The following is a 22,091-nucleotide window of genomic DNA, read 5'->3' as shown; positions in this document are numbered from 1 at the left end:
AGATCCGGGCCGAGCAGCAGCGGGCCGCCGAGCGTTTCTCCGCCGAGATCGCCGAACTCCGGGCTGAGCGGCAACAAGCTGCCGAGCGGTTTGAGGCTCAGATGACGGAGATGCGGCAGGCCTTTGCCGCCCAAATTGCCGAGATCCGGGCCGAGCAGCAGCGGGCCGCCGAGCGTTTCTCCGCCGAGATCGCCGAGATCCGAACTGAGCAGCAGCGGGCTGCCGAGCGCTTTGAGGTCCAGATGGCCGCAATGCGAGCCGAGCGGCAGGCCATCGAAGCCCAGCTCCAGACCGAAATCCAGGAGATCCGGACGCTGATTCAGCACAACCAGGAGCGGATTCGCCAGAACGAAGAGCGGGGAGATGAGCTGGAGAGGGCCATCCAGGAATCCCGCCGCGATATGCAGGCCGGCTTTGCCGAGCTGAGAGAGGCGCAAGCCCTGATGATGGAGCAATTCCGGGAGCGGGATGGCCGCCTGATCGAGGCTCATCTGGGCTTTATTCGGGAAATGCGGGAGATGCAGCGGGAAGTGGCGGAGTTGCGCCTGGATTTTCTCAACCACATGCGCCAGTACCACCCGCCTGTCGAACGCTAGATGGCTACGACAACATCTGGCCGATCACCTCAGCTTGCGGTTATAGGGGTAGCAGCAGATGGCTCGGTGGCCTCTTGGGCGATTCCCCCCCTCTCCCAAGCGCAAACCTTGGCCGGGCCCTCCAGCTTGCTGCAGCACTTTGCTGACCATCCGGCCCGCCAGATCCGGCTTACTGGACCAGTGGAAAGTTGGATCCCGCTTTTGCAAAAGGAGCTGGCGCAGGGATCCCTGGTTTTGTTGGCCAGCGGGGATCCGCTGTTTTTTGGGATTGGGCGCCTGTTAACGCAGTACTTCCCGGCGGAGCAACTGGCCTTTTATCCCCAAGTCAGCTCAGTGCAGTTGGCCCTCAACCGCCTGCAGATCCCCTGGCAGGAGGCCACCATCCTCAGCCTGCACGGGCGGGGGGTGGAGCGGTTGCAAGACGCCCTTAGGCAGGGATCCCCTCTTATTGTGGCCCTGACCGATCCGGAGCACACCCCGGCGGCGGTGGCCCAGTTTATCGCCGACCTGCGGCTGCCGGTGCGCTACCAGGGCTGGGTGTGCAGCCAACTGGGATCCCCCCACGAGCAGATCCTGCCCCTGCAAGAAGGGGAGAAATCTGCCTTCCCCAGCCCCAACTTGGTGGTGTTGCGGCGCGTTGAGCCGGAACCGGATCCCCGCCGCTGGCCTTTGGTGGGGATCCCGGACGACCAGTTCCACACCTTTCCCGACCAGCCCGGCCTGATCACCAAGCAGCCCATCCGACTGCTCACGCTGGGGGCGCTGCAACTGCCGCGGCAGGGAGTGGTGTGGGATATCGGGGCCGGCACCGGTTCCGTAGCCGTGGAGATCGCCCGCCTCTCCCCCCAGCTCCAGGTCTATGCCATCGAGCGCAACGCCACAGGCATTTGTCTTATCCGGCGCAACCGCCAACGCTTCGATCTGGAAAACCTGCACGTGATCCCGGGGACAGCGCCCCGGGTGCTGGCCGACCTGCCGGATCCGGAACGGGTGTTGCTGGGGGGAGGCGGCAAAGGGATCCGCGATCTGCTGCCGGCGGTGGCGGCCCGCCTGCGGCCTGAGGGGATCTTGGTGGCTAACTTCGCCACCCTGGAAACCTGCAGCGAAGCTCTGCAATGGCTGCGCTCGCGGGGCTGGCAGGTGCGGGTGGAACACATCCAGATCTCCCGTTCCACGGCCTTGGCCGAGGGCACCCGCTTTTCCCCGCTCAACCCCGTTTACCTGCTGCAAGGGATCCCTTCAAATTTGAGGTTGCAGTAACGGCCTCGTCGCCCTGCCCCCAGCTGGGGGCAATTTACCCCTCGTCCTCCTCATCGGTGGTGAAGCTCGGTCGGTACAGGTAGGAGGGGCGGTTGGTCTTCTTAATTTGATCCTTGATGGACTCCAGGTCGATGTAGCGATCCGCCAAGTTGATGAGCTGATCGCTGGTCATAGAGCGCAGGCTAACCACCTCTACCCGTGCTCCCTGGTAGCTGACGGCATTGACAGCATAGGCCAAGTCCCCGTCGCCGCTTACCAGCACCGCCGTCTCGTACCAGCGCACCAGCGACAACATGTCCACAGCGATTTCCACATCTAGATTGGCCCGCTTGGAGCCATCGGGCAGTTGGGTCAGCTCTTTGGTAACCACACGGTAGCCGTTGCGGCGCATCCAGAGCAAAAACCCCTGCTGCTTTTCGTTGTTGCGATCGACGCCGGTGTAGAAAAAGGAGCGCAGGAGGGGAGAACGGCCGGTCAGCGTCTTCAGCAGGCGGGTGTAGTCGATCTCAATGCCCATCTGTAGGGCGGCATAGAAGAGGTTGGATCCGTCGATAAAGATGGCCACGCGCCCACGGTCGTCCTGGAAGGGATCCGGGGGCTGAAAGCCGGGCTCAGGATCAAGACGCAACATTCGGGCTTTCTTCTCCAAGTTTTGGCAAAGGGATAGAAAAAAAGTATTAAAAGCTATAGGAACAAGGCGTCGGCAAAAAAGGCCCTGGCTGGAGAGATACGTCATTTACCCTAGCGCAGGAAGCTCCCTCCACCCGGAAGACTTCCAAAATCCTAAAGAAAAATACTCACCGGAGGACGCTTGCAGATGCCCGCCCAAGAGGGGCCGCCCCCTTACTGTTTTTCCACCCCCTTGCGCAGGGGGGTGTTGCGCAGCCGCTACCGGCGCTTCTTTGCCGAGGTGGAGCTGGAAAATGGGCAACCGGTAACCGCTCACTGCCCCAACACCGGGCCGATGACGGGGGTTTGCCAGGTGGGAGCGCCTGTGTACCTCTCCTATCACCCCGATCCCAAGCGCAAATTGGCCTACACCTGGGAGATGATCCAGGTGGAAGGGGTGTGGGTGGGGATCAACACCGGCCTGCCCAATCGCCTGGTGGAATGGGGGCTGGCACGAGGGTGGTTTCCCCAATTGGCGGAGTTCTCCCGCTGGCAACGGGAAGTGACTTGCGGCAGGAGCAAAATCGACTTCCTGCTGATGGGAGACTCTGGCTTGGCCTACCTAGAGGTTAAAAATACCACTTGGGCCGTGGGATCCCGCGCCCTGTTTCCCGATACGGTGACGACTCGCGGCCAAAAGCACCTGGAAGATCTCATCGAGATCCGCCGGCAAGGGCAGCGGGCTCTGCTGCTGTATTGGATCAACCGCGCCGATTGCACCGAGTTTGCCCCCGGCGAAGAACGGGATCCCCGCTATGCCCATCTGTTTCGCCAGGCGCTGCAGGCTGGGGTTGAGGTGCTGCCCTACCGGATCGCGGTCTCGCCACAGGGGATCCGTCCGCTGGGTTTGGCCAAAATAGTGGCCTGAGCGTCGTCTTGGAAACCTGCTGCCATGCAAGTGGCCACCTGGAACGTCAACTCCATTCGCACCCGGCTGCCCCAGGTTTTGGCTTGGCTGGACAAGCAGGGATCCCTGGATGTGCTCTGCTTGCAGGAGACCAAGGTGGTGGATGCGGACTTTCCCCGCGCGCCCTTTGAGGAGCGAGGCTTTTACGTAGAAGTGTACGGGCAGAAAGCCTACAACGGCGTTGCCCTGATCAGCCGGGAGGTGCCGGAAAAAGTAGAGCGTGGCTTTGGGGCCCTGCTGCCGGCAGCGGCGGAGCTGGACGAGCAAAAGCGGCTGATCGGCGGCCTCTACCGCGGCATCCGCATTCTCAACCTCTACGTGCCCAATGGCGAGGCGGTGGGATCCGACAAGTACGCTTACAAATTGCACTGGTTGGCCCGCCTGAAGGATTACCTCAACATCGCCCTGGGCCAGGGGCAGCCCATCCTCCTCTGCGGCGACTTCAACATCGCCCCCGAAGACCGGGATATTTACGATCCCCGCAAAGCCGGGGAAATCATGGCCTCGGAGCCGGAGCGGCAGGCCCTGCGGGAGATCCTGGCTTTGGGGTTTGAGGATGCCTTTCGCAAATTCACCCCGGATCCCGGACATTTTAGCTGGTGGGACTACCGCGGGGGTGGGTTCCAGAAGAACCGCGGCTGGCGCATCGATCACTTCTACCTTTCCCCTCTGCTCCAGGACAAAGCTACTGCCTGCTGGATCGACGTCGAACCGCGGCGGGCACAAAAGCCCAGCGACCATGCCCCTGTGGTTGTGGAGCTGGCAATCTGAAATCCCCAGGCTGCTCGCTTGCCAATCCTTAATTTCAAGACAACAGCGGCCACCTGCGTTAGGCTGATAAGTGTTAACGAATGTATCGGGCTATCGCGATGGCGCTCTTTGGTTTTGGCAAATTGGGCAAGAAACTGACCCTGCCCACCCCGGAGGAGGCTTTGCCGGGCCGCTCCGAGCCAATGGCGATCGTCAACCGGCACTACGTCAAGGGCACGCCGCTAAAGCCCCCCTTTCCGGAGGGCATGGAGCTGGCCCTGTTCGGCATGGGCTGCTTCTGGGGAGCCGAGCGCAAGTTTTGGCAGTTGCCGGGAGTGTTCACTACTGCGGTGGGCTACGCCGGCGGGTATACTCCCAACCCAACCTATGAGGAGGTTTGCACCGGCTTGACCGGTCACAACGAGGTGGTGCGGGTGGTTTACGATCCGGCTCAAATCAGCTACCTGCAGCTTTTGAAGGTGTTTTGGGAAAACCACGATCCCACCCAAGGGATGCGGCAGGGCAATGATGTGGGCACCCAGTATCGCTCCGGCATCTACGTCTATTCCCAGGCCCAGCAGGAGCTGGCAGAAAAAACCCGCGATCTCTACCAGCAAGCCCTGAGCGCCCACGGCTACGGCCAGATCACCACTGAGATCCTGGACGCCCCAGAGTTCTACTACGCCGAAGACTACCACCAGCAATACCTGGCCAAGAATCCGCGCGGCTACTGCGGCTTGGGCGGCACCAAAGTTCCCTTGCCAGAGCTGGCTGCCGAGTCTGTTTGAGCCACACCCTGGCCGTCCCACCCTCACCCCCGGCCCCTCTCCCTGAGGGAGAGGGAAGTTAGAGCGGCGCGTTCGTGATGAGGTTGCCTAGCGATAAGGATCCCAAAGAAGGCCTAGAAGATGCGGCGGGAAGGGGATCCCCGCTCTAGCAGCTCCTTGGCCACCAGGGTCACCACTGCCAGCAAGGAGAGCACCACCGCTGCCGCATAGGCCGAGCCCGTGGCATAGCTGCGGTAGGCATCTTCCACAAACAAGGGAAGGGTCTGGGTACGGCCGATGATGTTGCCGGAGACCACGGCCACCGCCCCGAACTCCCCCATGGCGCGGGCATTGGTCAGGATGACGCCGTAGAGAAGGCCCCAGCGGATGTTGGGCAGGGTGATGCGCAAGAAGATCTGCCAGGAATTGGCCCCCAGCGTTTTGGCGGCCTCTTCCTCTTCGGTGCCGGCCTCTTCCAACACCGGCAGCACCTCCCGCACCACAAAGGGCAAAGTGATGAAAGCGGTGGCCAGCACAATGCCCGGAAAGGCAAAAATGACCCGCAGATTCCAGGATCCCAGCCAACCCTGACGGCCAAAGATCAGCACCAGCATCAGGCCGGCCACCACTGGCGAAATGGAAAAGGGCAGATCGATGAGGCTGAGCAGCAAGGCCCGCCCTGGAAAGCGGCGGCGTGCTAGCGCTATGGCAGCGCAGAGGCCAAAAAGAGTATTGAGAGGCACGACAACCAGGGCAGTTAGCAAAGTCAAGCGGGCTGCGCTGAGAAACTCTCGCTCCCCCAGGTGCTGAAAAAAACTGGGGATCCCTTCCCGCAACGCCTGGTAGAAGACATTCACCAGGGGGATCCCGATGAGCAGCCCCACATAGAGCAAGACGATCCCAATCAGCAGGCCAGCCAGCCAAGGGTTGGCGGGTGGCTTCCCTTGAACCTCGGCAACTCCCTTAGGTCTCATGGCGACTTGCCCAGCCTTGCAGAAGGTTAATCACCGCCAGCAAAAGGAAGGAGATCACCAGCATCACCGTCCCAATCACCGTGGCGCCGGCGTAGTCGTACTGTTCCAGTCTTTGGATGACCAGCACCGCCGCAATCAAATCCTGGAAGGGAATGCTGGCGGCAATAATGACGATGGAGCCATACTCACCGACAGCGCGAGAAAACCCCAGCGCCACCCCTGTTAGGATAGACGGCAGAATTTGCGGTAGTACCACTCGGCAAAAGGTCTGCCAGCGGGAGGCGCCCAAGCTCCAGGCAGCTTCCTCCACATCCGGTTCCAGTTCCTGCAGCACCGGCTGCACGGTTCGCACCACAAAGGGAAAAGAGATAAACAGCATTGCTACCCCCACCCCCCAGCGGGTAAAGGCAATGCGGATTCCCAAGGGAGCCAGCAGGGATCCTATCCAGCCGTTGCTGCTGTAGACGGTCGCCAGGGTGAGGCCGGCCACAGCCGTGGGCAGGGCAAAGGGCAGATCAATCAACCCCTCGAGGAGCTTTTTCCCAGGGAAGGCGTAGCGCACCAACACCCAGGCGGTTAGAGTGCCCATCACACCGTTTACCAAGGCCGCCAGCAAGGCGGTTACAAAAGTAACCTCATAGGCAGAGAGGGCCAGGGGATCGGTGGCAATCCGCCAAAACTCTGCCCAGCCCAAGGTGCTGGCCTTGGCAACCAAGGCAGCTAGTGGCAAGACCAGCATCAGGAAGAGATAGCCTAGGGTCAGCCACCAGGGCCAAGACACTGGAAACACCGCCTGCAGCAAGGTTCCCTAAGCTCCCACCGCCATGGCTGTCATTTCCGTTTTCTTGATGGGGAAGGCTTTGATTACCCTGGGGCGCACGTAAACCTGCTGCCCAATGTGCAGGGGCTGGTTGGTGTATTGCTCGCGGCTGAGGTGGGCCCAGAGGGATCCGCCATCGCTCAAGACCAGCTCCGCCTGGATCTCCCGCCCCAGGTGGATGATCGCTTTTACCCACGCGGGGACGCCGCTGCTATTGGGGTTGACCTCGATCTGCACATCGTGGGGGCGCAAGAAAAGCTGGTGCGGGCCGGCCTGCGCCTCGGGAAGCTGGCAAGATAACAGGGAGCGGGGAGAGAGCTCGTTAACCGGGCCGATAAAGCTCATGACAAAGGGGGTGGCCGGGTGATCGTAGATCTCGGCAGGGGATCCCACCTGCTCGATCCGCCCCTGGTTCATGACCACGATCTGGTCGGCCACCTCCATGGCCTCCTCTTGGTCGTGGGTAACCAAGACGGTGGTGACGTGCACCTTGTCGTGCAGGCGCCGCAGCCACTGGCGCAGCTCCTTGCGCACCCTGGCATCCAGCGCCCCAAAAGGCTCGTCCAAAAGCAATACCTGCGGCTCCACCGCCAAGGCGCGGGCCAGGGCCACCCGCTGCCGCTGCCCCCCCGAAAGCTGCGAGGGATAGCGATCCCCAAACCCCGACAGTTGCACCAGCTCCAACAGCTCGTCCACCCGCGCCCGGATCTCGGCCCGCGAAGCTTTGCGGATCTCCAGGCCAAAGGCAATGTTCTGCCGCACCGTCATGTGCTTGAACAGGGCGTAGTGCTGGAAGACAAAGCCAACATTGCGCTCCTGGACGCTGGCGTGGGTGGCATCCCGACCGGTGAGGAAAATCCGCCCCGTGTCCGGCTTTTCTAGACCAGCAATGAGGCGCAAGAGGGTGGATTTGCCCGAACCCGACGGCCCCAACAGGGCGACCAGGGATCCCGTGGGAATGGTGAGATCCGTAGGGTGGAGGGCCTGAAACTGCCCAAAACGCTTCGATACCCCTGCGATGGTGATGCCCATAGGTTCTGCCTAGCTAAGGGTTGGCCGGACGGCGTTTCTGACGAAGGAGGGAGCCTCTAATCTACGGTAAACCTGTCAACAAACCGTTGATACAGCCCCCAGGATACCCCGAACGGGGAGAGGAAGACAAGGGATCGGTCTACAACTGGGCTTGGATGCGGTCAAACAAAGCCCCGTCGGCAAAGAAGCGGTTCTGGACAGCTTCCCAGCCGCCCAGGTCGGCGACAGTCACCAGATTTTTGATGGGAGGGTAGCGCCAGGCAAACTCTTGGGCCACCGTGGGCTCCACCGGCCGGAAGCCCACCTCGGCAAAGGCCCGCTGCGCTTCTGGGGTAAACAGGTAGTCGACAAAGGCTTCGGCCACGGCGCGGGTGCCCTTGCGGTCCACGTTGGCGTCCACCACCGCCACCGCCTGATCGATGGAAATGTTGGGATCCGGCACCACGTAGGGCAAGAGCTGGCCGCGCAAGCCCGCCAGGATCACCTCATGTTCGTAGGTGAGCAGGGCATCCCCCTGCCCTTTTTGGAAGAAGACATCGGTGGCCTCCCGCGAGTCCCGCGGCAGGACGCGGACATTTTTGTAGACCTGGGTGGCGAACTCCAGGGCCTGAGGTTCAGGGACAGCGCTCCAGAGGGCCAAAAAGTTCCAGCGGGCGCCCCCTGAAGTTTTGGGGTTGGCGGTAATCACCTGCAGGCCGGGCCGAGCCAGATCCAGCCAAGAGCGGATACCACGGGGGTTGCCCTGTCGCGTGACGATGGCCGCCACCGAGCGGGTGACGATCCCCTGGTTGGGGGTGCGGCTTTCCCAGCCTGGCCGAATCAGGCCGGCAGCCACAATGCGCTCCACATCCAGGCCTAGGGCCAGGGCCACCACATCGGCATCCAGCCCCTCGATGACCGCCCGCGCCTGCGTTGCCGAGCCGGCGTAGCTGCTTTCCACCCGCACCCGTTGTCCGGTCTGGGCCAGCCAATGGGCCTCAAAGGCAGGGATGATCTGGCGGTAGGCATCGCGGGTCACCGCAAAAGAAGCCAGAAGAATCCTCACTTCCCCGTGGGATCCCACCCCACAGCCACCTAGCCCCAGCAGAAGGAATCCCACCGCCAGCCACCGCCCCGCTCTCCCCCACCAGGCCACCGCGACGGGTGAAGGGATCCCCAATGGCTTCCCCGCTGCCCCTTCCATCTTCACCGCCATCCCCAAAAACTTCTCCACTTCTCCGTCCCTCACCCCCAACCCCTCTCCCAAAAGGCGAGGGGAGGTTGGAGGCTAAGGAACTATTCTACGGTAATCCAGTCGGCAAACCGTTTTTAGACCAGGGATCCCTAGGCGGGGCAGGGGGTGGGGGGCGCCGCGTCGGCAGCGAGATCCAGCGTGGCATTGAGGAGGCCGGGATCCTCCGGGGAGGGGAGCAACTGGAACCCTAGCCGCTTGCACAGGCGGCGCATGCCCTCGTTTTCGCTGAGCACCTCGCCGGCCAGACGCCGGATTCCTTCGCAGCGGGCCACCTGAATCAGGCGGGTCAGCAGCTCCGTGCCGATCCCCTGCCGTTGATAGGGATCCGCCACCAGCAGGGCAAACTCCGCCTCTTCGGGGAGGCCGTGTCTTTTGGAGAGGCGGCTGATGCCGAGGATTGTGGCTTCTGGCTCCTGTTTTTCCGCCACCAGGGCGATCTCGCGGTCGTAGTCATTAAAGCAGATGCGAACCAAGCGCTCGTGGGCGATGCGGGCGCTGTATTTGATGGGGTGGAAGTAGCGCAGATAGACGCTGTAATCAGAGACGTGGCGGTGAAAATCGATCACCAGAGGCTCATCTTCGGGGCGGATGGGGCGGATGGTGATGCCGTCCCGGAAGCTCCAGATGTACTGGGTGGGGTAGGGGCGGATGGCCAACGGCACCGGTGGTTCTTGCTCTGAGCGCAGAATGACGCGGGCATCCAAAGCCACCAGCCCCTCGCCCGAGGCCAGCAGGGGGTTGATGTCGATCTCCTTGATCTCCCGCTGTTCGGCCACCAGTTGGCTGAAGCGCACCAAAAGCTGTTCCAGCGCTTCCAGCTTGACGGCTCGGCGCCCCCGCACCCCCTTGAGGGCCTTGTAGATGAGGGTATTCTCCATCAGGCGCCGCGCCAAGGTGGTGTTGAGGGGGGGAAGGCCGATGGCGCGATCCTGGAACACTTCCACCAATTGGCCGCCGCTGCCAAACAGCAACACCGGCCCAAACTGGGGATCCTCGCTGCTGCCCAGGATCAGCTCGTAGCCGTCGGTGCGGATCATCGGCTGCACCGTCACCCCTTGGAAGTGCTGGGATCCGGCTTTTTCGGCAACATTGGTCTGGATCTGCCGGTAGGCCCGCCGCACCGACTCGGCATCGGGCAGGTTGAGCTGCACGCCGCCCACATCGGTCTTGTGGGTGAGGGTGTGGGAGTAGAGCTTGAGCACCACCGGGTAGCCGATTTGTTCGGCGGCCTCTACAGCCGCTTCCGGGCTCTCGGCCACCCGCGTGGGCACCACCGGGATCCCGTAGGCGGCCAGGAGCTCCTTGGACTCGACCTCGGTCAGGAGCGTGCGGCCTTGCCGCCGGGCTTGGCTGAGGATTGGCTGCACCCTCTCGCGCTCGACCGCTGTTGCAGGGGGCAGCGCGGGGGTTTCGTAGAGGGCCTTGAGGTTGTCGCTGAAGCGCCACAGATAGCTGAACACCCGCGCCGCCTGATCCGGATAGCGGTAGGTGGGGATCCCGGCCTGGTTGAGGATCTGCTCGCCGGCATCCACCAGGGCTCCCCCCATCCAACTGGCCAGGATGGGTTGGCGAGATCCGCTGCGCCGCCAGGTCTCCACCACCTTGGCGGCCGTGGCGGTGGGATCTGTCATCGCCTGTGGGGTGAGGATCACCAGACAGCCCTGGCTGCCGGGATCCCGCAGCACGATCTCCAGCGCCTGGGCAAAGCGCTCCGGCCCGGCATCGCCCAAAACGTCGATGGGGTTGCCGTGGCTCCAGTGGGGCGGCAGGATCTGGCTGAGCTGCTCCAGCGTCTCCGGGGCAAGAGAGGCCAGGGATCCGCCGGCGCGAATGAGGGCGTCGGTGGCCAGCACCCCTGGCCCGCCGGCATTGGTGAGGATGCTGAGGTGGGGCCCTTGGGGACGAGGCTGTTTGGCCAGCACCTCCGCCATGTCGAAGAGATCTTCAATGTGATCCACCCGCAGCACGCCGCAGCGGCGGAAGGCCGCATCCAAAACCGCGTCGCTGCCGGTGAGGGATCCCGTGTGGGAGGCCGCCGCCTGGGCCGCCGCCTGGGTGCGCCCCGCCTTGATGACGATGATGGGCTTGCTCAGCGCCACCTCGCGGGCCGCCGACAAAAACGACCGCGCATCCCCGACGGATTCCATGTAGAGGACGATGCTGTGGGTATGGGGATCCTGGCCCAGGTAGTCGATGAGATCCCCCCAGCCCACATCCAGCATCGATCCCAGGGAGATAAAGGCGCTAAAGCCGACATTTTCCTGCAGGCTCCAGTCTAGGATCGAGGTGCAGAGGGCCCCGCTTTGGCTGATAAAGCCCACGTTGCCGGGCCGGGCCATCTGGGCCGCAAAGGTGGCATTTAGGCCCGTGTGGGGGTTTTGGATCCCCAGGCAGTTGGGGCCAATCAGGCGCAGCTTGCCGCGGGCAGCCTCTTGGATGGCCTTTTCCAGCTCCAGCCCCTCGGGGCCGATTTCCTTAAAGCCCGCCGAGAGGACAATAGCTCCCTTGACGCCGGCCTCGACGCATTCTTGAATAACCGCCGGCACCCCGGCTGCCGGGATGGCGATGATGGCCAGATCCACCGGCTCGGGCAAGGCGGAAAGCCGCTCGTAGGCCCGGATGCCCAACACCTGGTGCCGCTTGGGGTTGACCGGGTAGACCGTGCCCCCAAACGGGTGGCTGATCAGGTTCCACAAGACCGTGCGCCCAACACTGCCCTCCCGCTCTGTTGCCCCCACCACCGCCACCGAGCGGGGCAGAAAAATGGGATCTAAGGGGTGGGATCTGGCCTTCCAGATGTCGAGGCTGGGGTCAGGGCGGCGCCGCATGGGCTTACTCCTCAATGTCTGGTGACTAGGCCAACACCGGCTCCGGCTGGTGGTAGAGGGCAGCCTCCACCCGGCAGCCCCGGTAGGCCAAGACGTACAGCTCCTTCATGTCCTGAATCAGCGGGTAGCGGGGGTTGGCGCCGGTGCATTGATCATCGAAAGCCTGCTCCGCCATCGCCTCCAGACGGTCGTAGAACGCCTGCTCGCTCTCGCTGAGGGCCTCGCGGATGGTAGCCGGGATCCCTAGCTTCCGCTTTAGCTCCTCGATGGCCTCAATGAGGCGCATGACCTTTTCATCATCATTGGCTCCGCCCAACTGCAGGTAATCGGCAATCTCGGCATAGCGGTGCTTGGCGTTGGGGTAGCGGTATTGGGGGAAGATGGCCTGCTTAAAGGGGGCGTCGGTGGCGTTGTAGCGGATGACGTGGGTAATCATCAGGGCATTGGCCAGGCCGTGGGGCAGGTGGAAGGTGGATCCCAGCTTGTGGGCCAAGGAGTGGCACACCCCCAAAAAGGCGTTGGCAAAGGCCATGCCGGCAATGGTGGCGGCGTAGTGGACTTTTTCTCTGGCTTCTGGATCTTCGGCCCCCTTCTCGTAGGCCCGCGGCAGGTAGGTCATCAGCAGCTTAATCGCCTGCAGCGCCAGCCCATCGGTAAACTCGCTGGCCATCACCGAGACATAGGCTTCCAGGGCATGGGTAAGGGCATCGAGGCCGCCGTAGGCGGTTAGCTTCTTGGGCATCTTCAAAGTGAGATCCGGATCCACGATGGCCATGCTGGGGGTGAGGGCGTAGTCGGCCAGGGGGTACTTGATCCCCACCCGGTCGTCGGTGACTACGGCAAAGGGCGTCACCTCGGATCCCGTCCCGGAAGTGGTGGGGATGCAGACCAGTTGGGCTTTTTGCCCCAGCGGCGGCAGCTCGTAGACCCGCTTGCGGATGTCCATAAAGCGCGTGGCCAGGCCTTCAAACTCCACCTGCGGCTGCTCGTACATCAGCCACATCACCTTGGCCGCGTCCATCGGGGATCCGCCCCCCACGGCGATGATCACATCCGGCTGGAATTGGCGCAACTGCTCCAGGCCGCGGTTGACGTTGCTGAGGGTGGGATCCGGCTCCACGTCGTGGTAGACATCCCACTTGATCTGCAGTTCGTCCAAAACCCGGGTAACCGCCTGCAGCACGCCCAGCTCGAAGAGGGGCCTATCGGTAACCAAAAAAGCCCGTTTTTTGCCGGCCAACTCCCGCAGCGCCACCGGTAGACATCCCGGCTTGAAGTAGATCTTGGGCGGCACCCGAAACCAGAGCATATTTTCCCGCCGGTAGGCCACCGTTTTAATGTTGAGCAGGTGGCGCGGCCCCACATTGTCCGAGACCGAATTGCCCCCCCAAGTGCCACAGCCTAGGGTGAGCGAGGGATCCAGCCTGAAGTTATAGAGATCCCCAATTGCTCCCTGGGAAGAGGGGGTGTTGATCAGCACCCGCGCTGTTTGTAGGGCATTTTCAAAGTAGGCAATATCGTCCCGATTGGCGGGATCGGTATACAAAACAGAGGTGTGACCCCGCCCACCGAAATTGACCACTTGGACGGCCATATCGACAGCGCTGTGGAAATCCTTGGCGCGGTAGAGGGCCAAAACAGGGGCCAATTTTTCGTAGGAGAACGGCTCCTCAGGCCCCACCTTCTCCACTTCCCCAATCAGCAGCTTGCTGCCTTCGGGTACCTGGATCCCGGCCAGAGCGGCAATGGTCTGCACCGATTGGCCGACAATAGCCGGATTGAGGCGGCCGTCTTTGAGGAGGAGGCAGCGCACCGCTTGCGTTTGTTCCGGATCCAAAAAGTAGGCCCCCCGCTGGCGGAATTCGGCCTTGACCTGCTCGTAAACAGCATCCACCACGATCACCGCCTGTTCTGAGGCGCAGATCATGCCGTTGTCGAAGGTCTTGCTCAAGATAATCGAGCTGACGGCTGTGGGGATGTCGGCGCTGGCATCGATCACTGCCGGGGTATTGCCTGCCCCCACCCCCAAAGATGGGTGGCCGGAGGAATAGGCCGCCTTGACTAGGGCGGGGCCGCCGGTGGCCAGGATCAACTTCACCTCCGGATGTTGCATCAAAGCCTGAGACAGCTCGATGGTGGGCTCGTCGATCCAGCCGATCAACCCCACAGGCGCACCGGCTGCCTCAGCCGCCTCCTTGACCACCTTGGCCGCGGCAATGGTGCATCGTTTGGCGCGGGGGTGAGGGGAAAAGATGATGGCGTTGCGGGTTTTCAGGGTGATGAGAGCTTTGAAAATGGTTGTCGAAGTGGGGTTGGTGACTGGCACAATGCCCGCCAAAAGCCCCACCGGCTCGGCAATGCGCTCGTAGCCAAAACTCTCGTCCCGCTCGATGACGCCACAGGTTTTCTCGTGTTTGTATTTGTTGTAAATGTATTCAGAGGCAAAGTGATTTTTGATCACCTTGTCTTCCACAATCCCCATGCCGGTCTCTTCCACGGCCAGCTTGGCCAGCGGGATCCGTTCGTTGTTGGCGGCCAGGGCAGCTTTGTGAAAGATCCGATCCACCTGTTCCTGGGTGAAGGTGGCATACTCAGCCTGGGCAGCTTTTACCTGTTGGATCAGAGCTTCCAGTTCCTCGAGGTTGGTGACAGGCATAGGTGGATCCTCCAAAATTACATCCATACAGGTTAAAAGTTGAGGCAACCGTTAGAAATTGCTGCAAGACTCCATGGGCCTGCTGACCGGCTAAGCGCCAACAGGCGCGGGAACCTGGATCTCAGTGGTCATTTTTGGGGGATGGGTAAGGGTGTTGTGGATGATGCACGCATCGACTGCCTTTTCCAACCCTTTTTGGTGTTTTTCGTCGAGCGGGATCCCACTTTTCACCCGAATGCAAATGTTGTCTAGGCGGGCAGGGTGCTCGACTTTATCTGCGGTAACAACCACTTCCAGCCCTTTGGGATCCAACTGCCGCGCTTCCAAATACTTGACGGCATAGAACCCCACACAAGCACCCAAAGAGGCCAAAAACCACTCCGGCGGCGTCATTCCCTGATCTTGGCCGTGGTTGTCCAAAGGCTGATCGCTGAGGATGCGATGGCCGCGGCTTTGGGCTTGAAATTGAACGCCATTTTGGTAGGTTACGCGCACTTCCACCGGGGATCCCTCCTCATTTTTGGAGCTACCAGAGTTGGCAAGCTGCTAGACTATTGGGTTCAACTAAGTTCAACTTAGCATTACCTTGGAGACAGCCTAAGGACTTTAGAGATGACTTTGGGATCAGGCTGGCTCAAGTCAGAATTGGCTCTAGTTTTGTTGCTGTCGCTCCAGCGATAAACTAAACTGCCACCAATCCCCGCTCGCGAAAGATCTGCAAAGCGTGGTTGATCTGTTCCGGGGTGGGCGGCTGAACATCGCTGAGGGTATAGGGCAATCCCAACTGCTGCCATTTGTATTCCCCCATCTTGTGAAAGGGCAAAACTTCCACCCGCTCCACGTTGGAGAGCGTGGCCACAAACTCGGCCAAGCCCTTGATGTTTTCCTCGGGATCTGTTAGCCCGGGAACCAGCACAAAACGAATCCAGGTGGGCTTGTGAATCTGATCCAAATAGCGAGCCAGATCGAGAGTGGGCTGCAGCGAAACGCCGGTAACTTTGCGATAGAGCTCCGGCAGATAGGACTTGATATCCAGTAGCACCAAGTCTGTATGGGCCAACACCGGCTTGGCCACGCCCAAGGGCGCATAGCCGGAAGTATCTAGAGCCGTGTGCAAGTCCAGCTCATGGCAGCGGCGGAAAATCTCCGCCACAAAGTTGGGCTGCATTAACGGTTCTCCCCCGCTGGCCGTGACTCCCCCGCCCTTGAGGTAGTAGTTGCGGCAGCGCTGGATCTCCGCCATGAGGGAATCCACCGTCACCACCTGGCCGGCATTGGGATCCCGACAGTCCGGATTGTGGCAGTACAGACAGCGCAGAGGACAGCCCTGCAGGAAGATGACAAAGCGGATCCCTGGCCCATCTACCGTGCCACAGGTTTCAACCGAGTGAATGCGGCCGGTTATCGGCGTCAAGGGGTTGAGCGGGGTATCCATACTTCTATCCTCAACAGCTTTTGCAAAATATCAATTAATCTTGAGGTTTTCTTCCCAATTGCTGTCTATGCTGCGCACACCATGGTTTTGTCTCTTTTGAGATTTGGGCTTTACCCGAACTGGGTTTTGCTTAACAGTTGACAACCCCTGGAAAGACCCCCCTACTGGGAAACACCTGCCGAGATGTTGTGCAGGCGATGGGCTTTGGGATCAAAGCCCGCCGGGAAATGGGTATAGGCATCGTAATCGGCGTGATCCAGCAAAGCCCCCTCCAAGAGGGCACCGCGCAAATCGCTGCCGAAAAGCAGGCATCCCCGCAGATCCGCTCCCGATAGGTTGGCGCCGGTGAAATCGGCAAAGCTGAGGTCACACCCCCGCAGGTTGGCGCCTGCCAGGTTGGCCCCTCTGAAATCAGCAGAGCGCAGGTCGGCACCGGCTAGGTGGATGCCCCGCAAGTCGGCCTGGGGCAGCTCGATCTCCTGGAAATCGCGCCGTCCCGCCGCGTAGTCTCTAACCAAGTCCAAAACGCTATAGCTCATCGAACCTCCTTGCTTGGGGAGGGGGGATCCCTTCCCTCGACCCTGCTACGGGCAGCCTTCCGGGATCCCCCACTCCGCCGTTTTCCGTTAGAAGTGTTGGTGGAAGGTGCGGTTAATCACATCCAGTTGTTGCTCGCGGGTGAGCTTGATGAAGTTCACCGCGTAGCCAGACACTCGGATGGTGAGCTGGGGATAGAGCTCGGGGTGCTCCATGGCCTGCAGCAGGGTCTCGCGGTTGAGGACGTTGACGTTGAGGTGAAAGCCGCCATCCCGCATGTAGCCGTCCAGCAGCCCCACCAGGTTGGCAACCCGCTCCTCGGCGGTGCGACCTAGGGCCGCCGGCACAATCGAGAAGGTGTTGGAGATGCCATCCAGGGCGTCGTCGTAGGGCAGCTTGGCCACAGAAGCCAGCGAGGCCACCGCCCCCTTGGTGTCCCGGCCGTGCATGGGGTTGGCCCCCGGCGCAAAGGGCTCGCCGGCCCGCCGCCCATCGGGGGTGTTGCCGGTTTTTTTGCCGTAGACCACGTTGGAGGTGATGGTGAGGATGGACTGGGTGGGGATGGCGTTGCGGTAGGTCTTGTGCTTGCGCAGCTCCGCCATGAAGGTCTGCACCAATTGCACCGCCATCTGGTCAACCCGGTCGTCGTTGTTGCCGTATTTGGGGAAGTCCCCCTCCACCGCGTAATCCACCACCAGGCCGCGCTCGTCCCGGATAGCCCGCACCCGCGCGTACTTGATGGCCGAGAGGGAATCCGCCACCACCGACAGGCCGGCCAACCCAAAGGCCATGGTGCGCAGCACGTCCCGGTCGTGCAGGGCCATCTCCAGGCGCTCGTAGCAGTACTTGTCGTGCATGTAGTGGATGATGTTCATGGTGTTGACGTAGGTCTTGGCCAGCCAGGCCATCATCTGCACCAGGCGCGGCCAAACCTCGTCGTACTCCAACACCTCAGAGGTGATGGGAGCATAGGCCGGGGCCACCTGCTCGCCGGAGATCTCGTCCCGGCCGCCATTGATGGCATAGAGTAGGCACTTGGCCAGGTTGACCCGCGCCCCAAAAAACTGCATCTGCTTGCCGATGCGCATGGCCGACACGCAGCAGGCGATGCCGTAGTCATCCCCCCAGTAGGGGCGCATCAGGTCGTCGTTTTCGTACTGGATGGAGCTGGTTTCGATGGAGACCTTGGCGCAGTAGCGCTTGAAGGCTTCCGGCAGCCGCTCCGACCAGAGCACCGTCAGGTTGGGCTCCGGTGCCGGCCCCAGGTTGTAGAGGGTATGCAGCATGCGGAAGCTGGTCTTGGTAACCAGAGGCCGCCCATCCAGCCCCATGCCGCCGATGCACTCGGTTACCCAGGTGGGATCCCCGCTAAAGAGCTCGTTGTACTCCGGCGTGCGCAAAAACCTGACCATGCGCAGCTTCATGACAAAGTGGTCGATGAGCTCTTGGGCCTCTTCCTCGGTGAGGATCCCGGCCTGCAGATCCCGCTCGATGTAGATGTCTAGGAACGTGGAGACCCGCCCCAGGGACATGGCAGCGCCATTTTGCTCTTTGACGGCTGCCAGGTAGGCCAGGTACAGCCACTGGATGGCCTCGCGGGCGTTGCTGGCCGGACGGCCCAGGTCAAAGCCGTAGCTGGCCCCCATTTCCTTGAGCTCGTGTAGGGCTTTGATCTGCTCCGAGAGCTCCTCCCGCAGGCGGATGGTTTCTTCATCCATCGTGTCCAGGTCGAGGCTGGCTTTTTGCGCCTCCTTGTCCTCAATCAGCCGATCCACCCCATAGAGGGCCACCCGCCGGTAGTCGCCGATGATGCGGCCCCGCCCATAGGCGTCCGGCAAGCCCGTGATGATGCCAGAGCGGCGGCAGCGGCGCATCTCCTCCGTGTAGGCGTCGAAAACCCCGTCGTTGTGGGTCTTGCGGTACTTGGTAAAGATTTCCTTAACCTTTGGATCCAGCTCGTAGCCGTAGGCCTTGAGGGCCGTCTCCACCATGCGGATGCCGCCGAACGGCATAATGGCCCGCTTCAGGGGCTTGTCGGTCTGTAGGCCTACAATTTGCTCCAGCTCCCGGTCGATATAGCCCGGCGGGTGGCTGGTGATGCTGGAAGGAAGGTCCGTGTCGGCATCCAAAACCCCCCGCTCCCGCTCCAGCGCCATCAAATCCTTAACCTTGGCCCACAGCCGCTGCGTGCGTTCGCTGGCCGGCGCCAAGAAGCTTTCGTCGCCGGTGTAGGGAGTGTAATTGCGCTGAATAAAATCTCGGACATCAATGCAGCGTTGCCACCGTCCCGGCAGAAAATCTCTCCCAATCGTTTGATCGGATACTTTGCGTTCTGTGGTTTTTTGGGCCTTCGATTCTGTAGATAAAGCTACAGAACGCTGCGCGCTTGCTATCATAACAATCCTCCCGGCTATTACGCCTAACAACTCCGCCAATAGGCTGGCGACAGGGCGAGGCGACGCCTCAGCAGCTGCCAAAAGCTACAACAATCTTTGCAAAAGGGAAGGTCTAGCCACTCACTTGAGGGAGAGCTTTTAGCAACTCTGCTGTTTCTTTTTTTAGATGTTGGCCCTACACCTCGCCCACTTCAATTTTAGTCTCTTGCCCTGGGAAGATGTTTTTGTGGGCGCATTTTTAACCGTGTTTTTTAATGTTGTCTTAAGAGTTTGCTGGAAAGAGTTTTGACCTTTTCCCTCGCCGAAGGGCCGACCTATGCTGAGGTAGGGCAGCCCCGGTTGCCCCACCAGAAGACCTGGTGTTCGCGTTAGCAGTGCGTTTTCTATGAAGTTTTCTATGAACCCGTCCATTCGAATTGTCCAAGGGATCCACCACCTGCACTTCTACCTTTGGGATCTGCCCCGTTGGCGGGAACACTTTTGTCGGGTTTGGGGCTTCCGGGTGGCAAGCGACGCCGGCAACACCCTGGAGCTGGAGCAGGGATCCCTGCGCTTGCGCCTGTCTCAGCCGGCACGGGCGGGGGACGAGGTGGACCGCCATTTGCAGCGGCATGGGCCGGGGGTGGTGGATGTGGCCTTGGCGGTGGGAGAGCAGGAGCTACCGGCCTTGGCGGAGCTGTTGCGGGGCCGAGGCGCCCAACTGGCGTGGATCCCGGCAGCAGCGGCGCTCTGCCTCCACACCCCCTACGGGATCCGGCATTCTCTGATCCCTGGCCCCTTGGATGCCGCCCCTGCCGAAGCGGGCCTGTTTTCCCACTGGGATCACGTGGTGTTGAACGTGGAGCAGGGATCCCTGCAGGCGGCAGCCGACTGGTATGGGCGGGTGCTGGGCTGGCGGCGGCTGTACCGCTACAGCATCGGCACCGCCACCTCCGGCCTGGAAAGCGTGGTGGTGGGGGATCCGGAAGCGGGGATCCAATGGGCCATCAACGAGCCCACCTGTGCCGCTTCCCAGATTCAGGAGTTTTTGCATGCCCATGGCGGCCCGGGCATTCAGCACGCGGCGCTGCACAGCTCAGACATTGTTGCCAGCCTGCGCCGGTTGCGGCAGGGGGGAGTGGACTTTTTGCAAGTGGCGCCGCAGTACTACACCAGCCTGGAAAGGGAGCTGGGGTTGGCGCTCCGTTCTGCCCTTGGGCAGGCCATCTCCTGGCAAGACCTGGTGGAGCAGCAGATCCTTCTGGATGCTACCCTGCCCGCTTCTGATGGCCAGGATCGCCCCCTTCTGCTGCAGACCTTTACCCAGCCCCTCTTTGGTCGGCCCACCTTTTTCTTTGAAGTCATTCAACGGCTAGGCGGGGCCACGGGCTTTGGCGAGGCCAATTTTCAGGCTTTGTTCGAGGCCCTGGAACGGCAACAGCGACAGCGACACCAGGCGCTGACCCCTTAGCTACAGCCGGCAGGGATCCGGAAAACTTTTCTCGGTTCCCTGGAAGTTTTATCCCAATAGTAAATGGCTATAGCTAAGAGTTCAGAGCAGTTGGGCGGCGATTGCTCTCAACAGGTGATTTTGGTCGATGGGCTTGGTTAAGTAGGCATTAGAGCCAAGCCGCAGCCCTTCTTCCATGTCTTCTCGGCTGGTTTTCGAGGAGAGAAAGACAAAGGGGATGTGGGCAGTGGACCGATCCCATCTCACGGCATCTAACACTCCATAGCCGTTCAGCTTGGGCATGACCACATCGCACAACACCAAATCCGGCAGGAGAGCGTGCACCATCTGTAATCCTTCCTCCCCATCGCTGGCCGCGACAGTGTCGTACCCAGCTCGTTGCAACACTTTCTGCAAATAGGTGCGGATGGCGGGTTCGTCTTCAATCACCAAGATGCGTTTGGACATGTGGCTTCGTAAAAAAGCAAACAAGAAACCCCCAATCCCTTGGGCTGGCCGTCGGCTTCCTGGAACAACCGAGAGCCGAGTTGATGCGGGAACGAACAGGGAAGCTACAGAGACAGCATAGAAAAACTCTGGGGAAAAAAGCTCCGCCAAATGGCTCATTCTGGTACCCTAACCCTCTGCAAAAATCCTGATACGGTGCAGAACCCCTTTCCTCATCCGCGGATTTGCGGCTATGGTCATTTCAAATAGCAATGCAACGTTTATCCCTAACTCCCCTCTCCCAGAGGGAGAGGGGCAGGGGGGTGAGGGTCTTATTCCGAGGTGAGTTGTCGCTCCATCAGCCTGGCCAGGGCAGCAGTGGGGGTGGTCTGTCCTTGCAACAACCGATGCACCTCCTGGGTGATAGGCACCCGGATGTTGTGTTGGGCGGCGATCTTGACCACGACAGGAGCGGTGTAAACTCCTTCGGCAGTGCCCTCGATTTCAGCCAGAACCTGGGACAAAGGCCTACCTTGGCCCAACCCGTAGCCCACCTGGTAGTTGCGGCTCAGAGGACTGTGACAGGTGGCCAGCAGATCCCCCAGGCCTGAGAGGCCGTTGAAGGTCTCAGGCCGCGCCCCTAAGCGGGATCCCACCCGGATCATCTCTGCCAAGCCGCGGGTAACCAGGGCAGCCCGAGCATTGGTGCCCAGGTGCAGCGCATCACACACCCCCACGGCGATGGCGATAACATTTTTCAGGATGCCTCCCAGCTCCACCCCCAGCGGATCGCTGCTGGTGTAGAGGCGAAAGCGCTCTGAAGCCAGGGCATGCTGCACCTGCACGGCTGCCCAGAGATCCCGGCTGGCTACCACTGCTGCTGCCGGCAAACCCTGGCGGATCTCGGCGGAAAGGTTAGGCCCGGAGAGCACCACCAACGGCTGGTTGGGGAAGGCAGCCCCCCAGATTTGGGCAGGAGTCAAAAGTTGGAGCGGATCCAGTCCCTTAGTGGCTGAGACCAAAATAACCTGCGGTGGGATCCCCACCTGGCGCACAACCTCGGCCACGGGGCGCACCCCTGCCATCGAGACTGCCGAGATGAGGATTTGGGATCCCTGGAGCACCTCTTTGAGATCCAGATCTTTGCGCCGGTCCCAAACCTGCACTCGGTGCCCCTGGGCCTGGGCCAGCAGAGCCAGCGTACTTCCCCAGGCTCCCGCCCCTAGAATGGCGATCTTCTGGGGGGATGTTGTGTTAGTTTTCATCTGACCTTTGCAGCCGCAGCTTCTCTCCCAGGATGCCTTAAACTCCCCGTTAGCAAGAGAGCGACAAAGGTTAGTATGGTTGGATACCA

18 protein-coding genes and 1 pseudogene are annotated in these 22,091 nt (G+C 61.2%); 6 read left to right on the top strand and 13 right to left on the bottom strand.

The genetic code is table 11. The features are described 5' to 3' along the window. Together NW848_RS10685 and cbiE are read left to right on the top strand one after the other, a co-directional pair. Positions 1-596 (top strand): annotated as a pseudogene (locus NW848_RS10685) (hypothetical protein); the annotation flags it as partial. Continuing rightward, positions 597-1,856, top strand: coding sequence for a precorrin-6y C5,15-methyltransferase (decarboxylating) subunit CbiE (gene cbiE, locus NW848_RS10680; protein ID WP_099812468.1), 1,260 nt, complete (start codon positions 597-599; stop codon positions 1,854-1,856). Between the two features lie 34 nt (positions 1,857-1,890). Here the strand turns inward: cbiE and NW848_RS10675 are convergent, their stop codons facing one another. Then, complete coding sequence (locus NW848_RS10675; RefSeq protein WP_011429371.1) at positions 1,891-2,487, bottom strand: NYN domain-containing protein; 597 nt, start codon at positions 2,485-2,487, stop codon at positions 1,891-1,893. A gap of 186 nt (positions 2,488-2,673) precedes the next feature. Between NW848_RS10675 and sfsA the strand changes: the two genes are divergently transcribed. The 3 genes from sfsA (at position 2,674) to msrA (ending at position 4,970) form a co-directional block, all read left to right on the top strand. Further along, entirely contained in the window at positions 2,674-3,393 is a 720-nt protein-coding gene (gene sfsA / locus NW848_RS10670; protein WP_011429372.1) for a DNA/RNA nuclease SfsA, read from the top strand. A 24-nt stretch (positions 3,394-3,417) separates the two neighbouring features. Next, positions 3,418-4,203, top strand: a complete 786-nt coding sequence (gene xth, locus NW848_RS10665; RefSeq protein WP_099812467.1) for an exodeoxyribonuclease III — start codon at positions 3,418-3,420, stop codon at positions 4,201-4,203. A 98-nt stretch (positions 4,204-4,301) separates the two neighbouring features. Then, a complete protein-coding gene (gene msrA / locus NW848_RS10660) occupies positions 4,302-4,970 on the top strand; it encodes a peptide-methionine (S)-S-oxide reductase MsrA (RefSeq protein WP_099812466.1) in 669 nt (222 codons plus the stop codon). A gap of 113 nt (positions 4,971-5,083) precedes the next feature. Here the strand turns inward: msrA and cysW are convergent, their stop codons facing one another. The 10 genes from cysW to pflB all read right to left on the bottom strand — a co-directional run bounded on the left by cysW (position 5,084) and on the right by pflB (position 18,861). After that, on the bottom strand, positions 5,084-5,923 hold the full coding sequence (gene cysW, locus NW848_RS10655) for a sulfate ABC transporter permease subunit CysW (protein WP_414508713.1): 840 nt from the start codon (positions 5,921-5,923) through the stop codon (positions 5,084-5,086). Beyond that, positions 5,913-6,725, bottom strand: coding sequence for a sulfate ABC transporter permease subunit CysT (gene cysT, locus NW848_RS10650; protein ID WP_414508714.1), 813 nt, complete (start codon positions 6,723-6,725; stop codon positions 5,913-5,915). Before cysT ends, cysW begins: the two co-directional genes overlap by 11 nt. Positions 6,726-6,731: 6 nt before the next feature. After that, complete coding sequence (locus tag NW848_RS10645) at positions 6,732-7,775, bottom strand: sulfate/molybdate ABC transporter ATP-binding protein (RefSeq protein WP_414508715.1); 1,044 nt, start codon at positions 7,773-7,775, stop codon at positions 6,732-6,734. A gap of 139 nt (positions 7,776-7,914) precedes the next feature. Then, positions 7,915-9,003 (bottom strand): sulfate ABC transporter substrate-binding protein, encoded by a 1,089-nt coding sequence (locus NW848_RS10640; protein WP_414402646.1) that lies wholly within the window; start codon positions 9,001-9,003, stop codon positions 7,915-7,917. Between the two features lie 95 nt (positions 9,004-9,098). Next, the gene (locus NW848_RS10635) at positions 9,099-11,837 is read right to left on the bottom strand and encodes a GNAT family N-acetyltransferase (protein WP_414402647.1); all 2,739 of its coding nucleotides are present in this window, start codon (positions 11,835-11,837) and stop codon (positions 9,099-9,101) included. A 25-nt stretch (positions 11,838-11,862) separates the two neighbouring features. After that, positions 11,863-14,493, bottom strand: a complete 2,631-nt coding sequence (gene adhE, locus NW848_RS10630; protein ID WP_414402648.1) for a bifunctional acetaldehyde-CoA/alcohol dehydrogenase — start codon at positions 14,491-14,493, stop codon at positions 11,863-11,865. Between the two features lie 90 nt (positions 14,494-14,583). Beyond that, positions 14,584-14,994, bottom strand: a complete 411-nt coding sequence (locus NW848_RS10625) for an OsmC family protein (RefSeq protein ID WP_011429381.1) — start codon at positions 14,992-14,994, stop codon at positions 14,584-14,586. 181 nt (positions 14,995-15,175) lie between these two features. Continuing rightward, a complete protein-coding gene (gene pflA / locus NW848_RS10620) occupies positions 15,176-15,928 on the bottom strand; it encodes a pyruvate formate-lyase-activating protein (protein ID WP_011429382.1) in 753 nt (250 codons plus the stop codon). 161 nt (positions 15,929-16,089) lie between these two features. Beyond that, complete coding sequence (locus tag NW848_RS10615; protein ID WP_414402649.1) at positions 16,090-16,467, bottom strand: pentapeptide repeat-containing protein; 378 nt, start codon at positions 16,465-16,467, stop codon at positions 16,090-16,092. An 87-nt stretch (positions 16,468-16,554) separates the two neighbouring features. Further along, positions 16,555-18,861 (bottom strand): formate C-acetyltransferase, encoded by a 2,307-nt coding sequence (gene pflB / locus NW848_RS10610; protein ID WP_414508716.1) that lies wholly within the window; start codon positions 18,859-18,861, stop codon positions 16,555-16,557. A 385-nt stretch (positions 18,862-19,246) separates the two neighbouring features. Here pflB and NW848_RS10605 point away from each other — a divergent pair, with 385 nt between their 5' ends. Further along, the gene (locus NW848_RS10605; RefSeq protein ID WP_240527741.1) at positions 19,247-20,311 is read left to right on the top strand and encodes a VOC family protein; all 1,065 of its coding nucleotides are present in this window, start codon (positions 19,247-19,249) and stop codon (positions 20,309-20,311) included. An 81-nt stretch (positions 20,312-20,392) separates the two neighbouring features. Here NW848_RS10605 and NW848_RS10600 read toward each other — a convergent pair whose 3' ends face one another. Both NW848_RS10600 and NW848_RS10595 read right to left on the bottom strand, forming a co-directional pair. After that, entirely contained in the window at positions 20,393-20,758 is a 366-nt protein-coding gene (locus NW848_RS10600; RefSeq protein WP_099812459.1) for a response regulator, read from the bottom strand. Positions 20,759-21,069: 311 nt separating this feature from the next. Further along, complete coding sequence (locus NW848_RS10595; RefSeq protein ID WP_011429387.1) at positions 21,070-22,002, bottom strand: NAD(P)H-dependent glycerol-3-phosphate dehydrogenase; 933 nt, start codon at positions 22,000-22,002, stop codon at positions 21,070-21,072. Positions 22,003-22,091: the final 89 nt, after the last annotated feature.

The organism is Synechococcus sp. RC10A2 (assembly GCF_047502605.1).
This window is presented reverse-complemented; position numbering and strand designations above follow the sequence as displayed.